Raw genomic sequence first — 7,479 nt, forward strand, 5'->3', positions numbered from 1 at the left:
TTGCACAGATATTGCACAGATTTTGTACAACGATGACCATTGCCTTCTAGCCTGTAATGTTCGCGGTAAGGGAGCGTTTAGGCCGTGCTATAGTCCTTCCAGACATGTTCTTATTGTATCTAATCAATAGGGCAAGTCGCGTATTGTGCGTACAGCATGGATTGCTTTCGCATCCAGCTTTCCGCCCAGCGCTGCCCCTTAATCCGCCTCCGGCTACTCAAGGGGGCAGCTCTACAGACTTCGCTCAGGGCTTCGCCCCGAGACCCCTGAAGGAGCTCCCGCTCCATGTTCAAGAAAGTCGCCAATCCGAAGTCTGCTCGCTTCTACGTCCGTTTCAAGCCGGACGAGAAGACGCTGCTAAGCGAGCAGGCGAAGAAGGCCGGCCTCACGATGAGCGAATTCGTTCGCAAGCGTGCGCTCGGAATGCCGGTCCGAGGGCGTGACATGGAAAAGGCGATCAACGAGCTGCGACGGTTGGGAGGCCTCCAGAAGCTTCTTGCCTTACAGTCCCCAACCGACGGCAAGCTGTATCAAGGGCTCCTCAAAGACATCGTGGCTGCAATTGGGAAGCTTGAAAAGGAAGGGGCCTGATGCTGGCCCCTATCTCCGGTACGCGGAGAGATGGCGGATCGAGCTTCCGCGCTCTAAAGAACTATCTTGGTTTCAAGAAGAACAAACAGACCGGAGAACTAGACCGTCGAAGTGAATTGCTGATCTCAGAAAGTCTGCTGTCCGAGCAGACGGCGCAGGCTGAGATGCGAGCCGTCGCGAGTGAAAATCTGAGGGTCAAAGATCCCGTCTACCACTATCAGCTCTGTTGGCAGGAGAATGAGTTCCCGGAGAAGGAACAGTGGAAAGCGGCAGCAGAAAAAAGTATCCGGGCGCTGGGATTTGGGGAGCACCAGTACATCATTGCGCCGCACAACGATACGGATCATTTTCATGTGCACGTCATGGTGAATCGCGTACACCCGGACACATACAAAGCGCACTATCCCGAGTTCAGCAAACGGAGCCTTGACCAGGCCATTCGGGAGATAGAGGCAGAACAAGGGTGGAAAGAATCCAAGGGTCTCTTTCGGTGGGACCGGGAGCAGGGAAGGGCAATACAAAATACTCGCCAGGAGATGCAGGCCGCTGGGAGCAGCGGGGTATATGCCGTAGATGAAAAAGCGGCCAATAAGTTAGAGACTCATACCGACACGGAGAGTTTAGAAACGTATGCCAAAGCAGGGCCAGCAAAAGAGATCACCTCGTTGATGAAAAGTGGCCAGAAGGTGAACTGGGCGGATATATATTCCGTGCTGGTGAAGCATGGCCTGGAATTAGAGCGCGGCGAAAAAAGCGGATATAAAGTTCGGGCCGTTGGGACCGAGTTGAGAGTGAAAGCGTCGTCTGTTTTTCGAGAGACGTTCGCTGGCAAGGAGAACCGGGCCCGACTCGAAAAGCTGGAGGGCTGGGAGTCGAGGGTAGGGATAAGCTCAGCGCGGCCAACAGAAGTTTATAAACCTCGTCCGTTGAAACGCGATCCAGGCGAACGCGCGGAGAGGCGAGAGCAACGGGCCGATGAGCGAAAGGTCCTGAAAGAGGCATATAGAGTTTACAAGTCCGGGTTGCAGACGGACTTGAAGGCGAGGGCAGATTCAATCCGCGTCCAGCTTAAGCAGATCACGGTTGCATACGGTCAGGAACGCGCCGCAATCCGGGGTAGCGGATCGGCGAATCGTCCTGCTGACCGTAAGGCGGCACTTTCCCTGGCGGCGATGAAAGCAGCAACAGATCGGTCAGGCCTCCAGGCGCAGCTTAGAGGCGTCCGCGCAGCGGGAGCTTTGATGAGCTATCGGGACTGGGTGACCGGGCAGGCACAGATAGGAAACAGGGCAGCGATCGGGCAATTACGAGGTTTTGCTTTTAGAGAACGGCGTATGACCGGGACGATGCCGGCTGCGTCGATTGTCATCGAGTCGCCCGAAGAGAGTTTTAGAAGCACCGACTACCGGCCTCTAAACCGCAGCGACTTAAAAGCTACGGTGTATCGAAATGGCGATGTTCAGTACTTCCAGGATGGGAAAGCCCTCTTCATCGACCAAGGAAGGAAGATCAGTCTCCTCCAGCAAAGTGAGACTGCGTATGTGGCCGCTCTCCGGCTTGGGCAAGCCAAATTCGGTTCCCGTCTTCACATCACAGGGACGGAGGTGGAGCGGAAGGCCTTTGCCCTCGCAGCGGCGAAGCACGGGATGCAGGTTCAGTTTACCGACGAGCGTATGAACATATGGATGCGGGAGACGTCAAAGCCGGCAAAGGCTATCGCTGCTAAAGAAGTATCGTTGCCAGAAGAGCTTGAAGTTCTTATCCAGAAGACAAAAGGGATGTACCCAAAGTTTGCGAAAGAGTTCTTGAGCCGTTACGCGGACCCAGCCGCCCGCCCTATCCTTACAGCCGAAGAACGGTGGTCTGTCACCCAAGATGCTCATGAGCTTGCCGAATTGCACGTCAAGGAAGCCGCCATTAGCAAGAAGATCGCCATCAAGCATGAACAGCTCGTAGATTTCGTTGTTGCGAAAAACGAGTGGGAGCAGGGGCACAAATGGCAGACAAATATGAAAAGCCAAGCGTGGACGGCGCTTAATGATGAACACACTCTTCTTTTCAAGAGACATCATGCTTTGGAGGGGGAACTGGCAAACCTGCGGACTAGCCGCGAAGAGATCAAGAAACTTCGTGTTCGAGCGATGGCCACGTATATCGAGCAGGAACGTAACGATATAGAGGAAGAACGCTCACGCCAAAGTGTGGCTGCCGAAGTTGATCGTCACCGACCGGCATTCGAAAAGCGCATTAACGAACAGATAGATCGCCTAGCCACCAGACAAAAACAGCGGCGCGAGCAAGCCATCGAAGACAATGAGCCCTCACTATGAAGGTTGGGTTGAGTCCCAGGTAGCCAGCGTATTTACCCGGTGCTAGGCTGAGACCATGCATGACTCTTATTCAACCGGGCTGATTAATCATTGACTGTCCGTCTGCAAAGCCTTCAAGATTGGCCCCGGTGAGAGCATTTGGTCCGCTCCTAGTTCACTCGGACCGGGAGCTGTATGACTGGGCGCAAAGCCTCAAGTTGAGTTCTGTAGCGTTGCGACACGCGATCATAGAGATCAGTGACGTTCTTTGCGTGAACGGTCACTACCAAGGCATACGGAATTGGCTTTGCACCTTTATAAAGGGCACCGCCTTTCCGAGCGTTGTAATGAATATCGAACACGGGATCGTTAAGGCTGGTTCCCATAAAGCCGCGCGTCCGCTTTACGCAAGTCTCCCATTGATGAGCGTCGCGTCGCAGCTCTTCTTCCGATGAATACAAGGTCTTCTGCTGGAAGAACGGCATGGTGTCAGCATGCGTTGGCGTTTTGCCGTTTTGAACAGTACGTTTCGACTTGTCGGGGCGAAATTTGATGTCCAGACCTGCTCTTGTGTACGTAACTACATCTTGTGGATCGGTTTCAGTAGCGTAGCAAAATGTTGCCGAGATCGAAACTTTGCCAGGTAAGGCGCTGTTTGGAACAGGAATCCTCGCCCTGAGGTACTTCCCCGGCTCGAGCGTGCCTTGATAAAGAACATGCACCATTCCGGGGCCACATACGATCAGATCCTCTATATCTGTAGGAATGCGGCCCCAGCCCACTTCATGACAATGATGTCCACTATTCTCACTGTGATGTATTAACAATGATTTAAGGGCGATGGGTTGCACTATAGATCCCAGGTAGGTGCGAATTCCAATTGCCGTTCGAAGGGCTAAAGGAGATGAGAAGCTAGTTCCCATTGTGGCGGCCGATTTCCCCGGTGTTTTGCTGAGAATCCAAAAAGGCTCTTTTTCCGAACCCCCAAACGCTACCAAGTCCGGCTTGATTAGACCCGGACTGCGTCCGGGACCGAGAGAGCTGTATGGCGCTCTTTTCCACTGCTTCTTGAGGCTATTGCTCGCGCCAACTCCGAGTACATTAACAGCGTCGGAGGGTGATTGAATTCGCCCGACACCAGATTGGACGTCACCTTCACCAGTATTGCCCGCTGCCACAGTGACGAACGTTTTTCCATCGGCAAAGAGTTGATCCAACTTGAGTGTCCATAAATGTACCTCATTGTCGTCAAACGCAACCTCAGGACCAAGGCTAAGGTTCACAAAGTCATATTGCTTTTGCGAGAGGACACCGGTGATTCGTTCAAGCACGTCATAATAGTTGCCTTCTGGATCATTTGTGTTCTCATCGAGAACCCGATAGTGATCTACGGCCGCATACGGCTGTGGAAGTGGAACCCCCTTTTGGAGTGATCCAAATAGCACCGATGAGGTCACGCCCAGCCCATGTTCTTGAGCATTAACGTCCGCATTTCCAAGCTTAGATGTGAGCTTTCGCGAAACCCATGGATCCAGGCCGGTTCCTGCTGGTACACCGCCATCAAACACTGCCACCCGGAGATCCGCATTCACGGGACCCTTTTTGGGAAGTGCGAGAGGAAACCCTCCTATGCTTAGGCTTCGCATCGGGGTCGCCGGCTGTAGTTCTCGCAAACGGGGCATCTCACGCGCAACTCGTAGAAATGAGTATTTGGCCATTTCAACATGCATGTTGCGAGGAATCCGAACCCCAAGGAAGCATAGTCCATCCACTTGAAATCGGCGGTCCAGATCAAGACGGATATCGAGGGTTCGCATGTAGGTCCGAAAACCTTCGATAACGTAGTCAGATGAACCGTGAAGGACGACTTCTAACAATGGCGCATCTTTGCCTTTACGAACCGGCTGTAAGCGAGAGACAGGCGGCGCAAGGTACACGTTTTCCAGCCGTACCAACTCCACTGCTCCGGCTCTGCTTTCTGACCACCCGCTTACTGTAGCTGCCCAAGAGCGGAACTGAGCTCTCTGGCCCGCTACGAAAATTTCCGCTGTTGGCGTGGGAGGTGGTCCAGGAATAGCCAACTTGCCCTCTAAAGATGATTGTTTACGTGCTTTTCCACCTTTGTCGGGAACAATATGCTGCGTTCTGCTTCCGATGGGCTCTAGTCCAACAGCTTGAAAAAGCCCATTTGGGAAGTAGCTTTTAGCTAGGTAGGCAGGATGGAGAGTGATCACACCGACCGCTTCATCATGCGGACACGCAGCATCAGGCAGAGCATCAACTTCTTCGGTAAGAGTGCTCAAACGTGGCGCCAAGCGCACCTTGGCCTCTGTGAAGGAGTAGGGATCCTTCTTGTTGGGTCTTGTCTTTGGAGGGTCAAGCCGCTCTGTAAGCCGCTCCCCGTAACCAAGAAGATAATTTTTTATCTCTGCCATCAGTTCACCTGTTTTAGAGCCTTTCGAATGGTGTCCCTACTAACGCCTGTCCAATCATTAACATCTCTTTGAGACAAACCAGTTGCTAACAAATCCAATGCTAATAGCGACCGATCTTCACGAGACATCGTCTGGGAGCGATCATGCACCAGCTCCTTCAATTGCTCGGTAACAGATTGCTGGCGAATGATGGCTTGGCGCTTTGCTCTAAGAATTTCTCGTTCGGCATCGGCAAACGATGAGCCCTGCAGAGTTCTTGCTAAAACCCTACTCCAAACGGCTGCATTGTCACTTTCCCCGATGTGTCGCAAGATGGATTCTCTCATCTGCTCCTCCAAGGGCATCGGGAATTTGACAAGCACTTCAAAGCGTCGCCACACAGCCGGGTCTAGCAATTCAGGGTGATTAGTTGCTGCTATTAGCAAGCCTGATGCTGGCCACTCGTCTATCTCCTGCAGAAGAACGGTCACTAGTCTCTTAAGCTCGCCGATCTCCACTGCATCGTCTCTTCGTTTGGCAATGGCGTCAAACTCATCCAGCAAAAATACGCATGGAATGCCTTTTGCGTAATCGAGTACATTCCTGACGTTGTTTCCGGTTCTACCTAAAAAGCTACTCATGACTGCAGATAGATCGAGGGTTATTAGGGGACAGTTCAATCGTTGTGCCAGCCACCTTGCGGCAAGGGTCTTGCCAACGCCGGGGGCACCCGTAAAAAGTGCCGACTTCGTTGGGTGCAGTCCGGCTTGAAAAAGCTCCTCTTGCCTCTCTCGTTCTAAAACCATTTGCTCAAGTTGCTCTTTCACCTGAGAGTCCCAAACCGGTTCACTCGGAAGAATGACTGGAAACTCCGGGCGCGCGAGCTGTAGGCGAGAATCTAGATCAACTGGAATCGCCTCAACGGCAGCTCCTCGCAACGGGGAAGAATGCTTAGGCGCTTCACGCAGTACCGTTCCAAGCTGATCTGCAAGCTCGGGGATTAACAGTTTATATCGGTTGATTAGTCTGCGTACGTACATCTGAATATCCTTTGGCTTACCGATTAGCGCCAGCCGTGCGAGCTGGACTACATCCGATCCTTCAACTTGTTTCTGTTCCATTATGCCTCTTGATAAGGAAAATCTTATATTTGATGGTGGACTAGTTTACGTCTTTATTGTACATTCTAGTCCATGAGGCCGTAAAGGGCGGGCTCGAGCGGTCCAATACAGCAGAAAAGGTAAGCCCCTCTATGGGGGGAGAAAGAGAGTTGAACATGTCAAAAGGAAACATCTACATCGAACAACGGCCGGACAGCACTTATGCAGTCATGCGGCCTGGAGCAGAGCGGGCAAGCGCAATCTTGCCAACCCAGCACCAGGCCATTGAACGTGCACGCGAGATCAGCCCGAACACCAAGCCTGATGTCGAACGCGTTCGCCATACTTCAGTCGGCAAGCCCGACCAATGGCGGAAGGCATAGCGGAATAGGGGCGGGCCAGTTAGACGCCCGCTCCTACACCAAAGGTACGTCTCAAGCGAGGAAGAGAATCTATGGCACCTAAGAAGCAAACTGTGAGTTTCACGGCGACGAAGAAAGTTAAAGAGCCAACGGGCGTCAAATTCAAGACCAAGAGTGGCACGAAGGTTTCGTTCGAGGCTGAAAAATCTGTCAGCAAGAAGGTGCCCATAAAGTTTAAAGCAAGGCCCAAGCAATAGTAACGTTGGACTGGTTTACAGCGGCTAGGTCAGCATCGACGGCACAGATTACGAGCTGCTTTCGGTGTATCGCGGTGAATGCTGTGGTTTCTTCCACGAAGGTGAGTGCTCTCTCAAAGTAAAGAGAAATTACGCTGCTTTGAATGATCCTTATGAGTGAACCGGCATAGAGCGCTCACTCTGTAGCACTACAGAATCGAGGGTCAATTGAACAGCTGAATAAGGACTGAACCAGGAGAAACTTAATGCCGGTCATCACTTTCGAACAAGCGCTAGCAAAAACCATTGATGTGAAGCGGCATCTCCTAATCGGAAACGGGTTCAGTATGGACCTATTTCCGCATTGCTTTAGCTATGGTTCCTTGCTCGAATCCACCGACTTCACAGCTCATCCAGAGGCTCGCCAAGCCTTTGACCTGCTTGGTACCACAGATTTTGAAATGGTC

Annotated in this window: 7 protein-coding genes; 5 read left to right on the forward strand and 2 right to left on the reverse strand. The window is 52.3% G+C overall.

Translation table 11 applies throughout. The features are described 5' to 3' along the window. Nucleotides 1-285: 285 nt before the first annotated feature. Nucleotides 286-591 (forward strand): plasmid mobilization protein, encoded by a 306-nt coding sequence (locus OHL20_RS24875; RefSeq protein ID WP_263386008.1) that lies wholly within the window; start codon nucleotides 286-288, stop codon nucleotides 589-591. Further along, a complete protein-coding gene (gene traI / locus OHL20_RS24880) occupies nucleotides 591-2,921 on the forward strand; it encodes a TraI/MobA(P) family conjugative relaxase (RefSeq protein WP_263386009.1) in 2,331 nt (776 codons plus the stop codon). Before OHL20_RS24875 ends, traI begins: the two co-directional genes overlap by 1 nt. 149 nt (nucleotides 2,922-3,070) lie before the next feature. Here the strand turns inward: traI and OHL20_RS24885 are convergent, their stop codons facing one another. Next, nucleotides 3,071-5,335, reverse strand: coding sequence for a S8 family peptidase (locus OHL20_RS24885; RefSeq protein ID WP_263386010.1), 2,265 nt, complete (start codon nucleotides 5,333-5,335; stop codon nucleotides 3,071-3,073). Continuing rightward, nucleotides 5,335-6,435: an AAA family ATPase gene (locus OHL20_RS24890; protein ID WP_263386011.1), complete on the reverse strand. Its 1,101-nt coding sequence runs from the start codon at nucleotides 6,433-6,435 to the stop codon at nucleotides 5,335-5,337. The genes OHL20_RS24885 and OHL20_RS24890 overlap by 1 nt, the downstream gene beginning before the upstream one ends. Nucleotides 6,436-6,590: 155 nt before the next feature. Between OHL20_RS24890 and OHL20_RS24895 the strand changes: the two genes are divergently transcribed. From OHL20_RS24895 to OHL20_RS24905, 3 genes are all read left to right on the forward strand, one after another. Then, nucleotides 6,591-6,797, forward strand: a complete 207-nt coding sequence (locus tag OHL20_RS24895) for a DUF2188 domain-containing protein (protein ID WP_263386012.1) — start codon at nucleotides 6,591-6,593, stop codon at nucleotides 6,795-6,797. A 71-nt stretch (nucleotides 6,798-6,868) separates the two neighbouring features. Beyond that, nucleotides 6,869-7,033, forward strand: a complete 165-nt coding sequence (locus OHL20_RS24900; RefSeq protein WP_263386013.1) for a hypothetical protein — start codon at nucleotides 6,869-6,871, stop codon at nucleotides 7,031-7,033. A gap of 245 nt (nucleotides 7,034-7,278) precedes the next feature. Then, nucleotides 7,279-7,479: DUF4917 family protein (locus OHL20_RS24905; protein WP_263386014.1), on the forward strand; the 201-nt coding region annotated here is incomplete at its 3' end.

This window comes from Granulicella arctica, assembly GCF_025685605.1.
Taxonomy (GTDB): domain Bacteria; phylum Acidobacteriota; class Terriglobia; order Terriglobales; family Acidobacteriaceae; genus Edaphobacter; species Edaphobacter arcticus.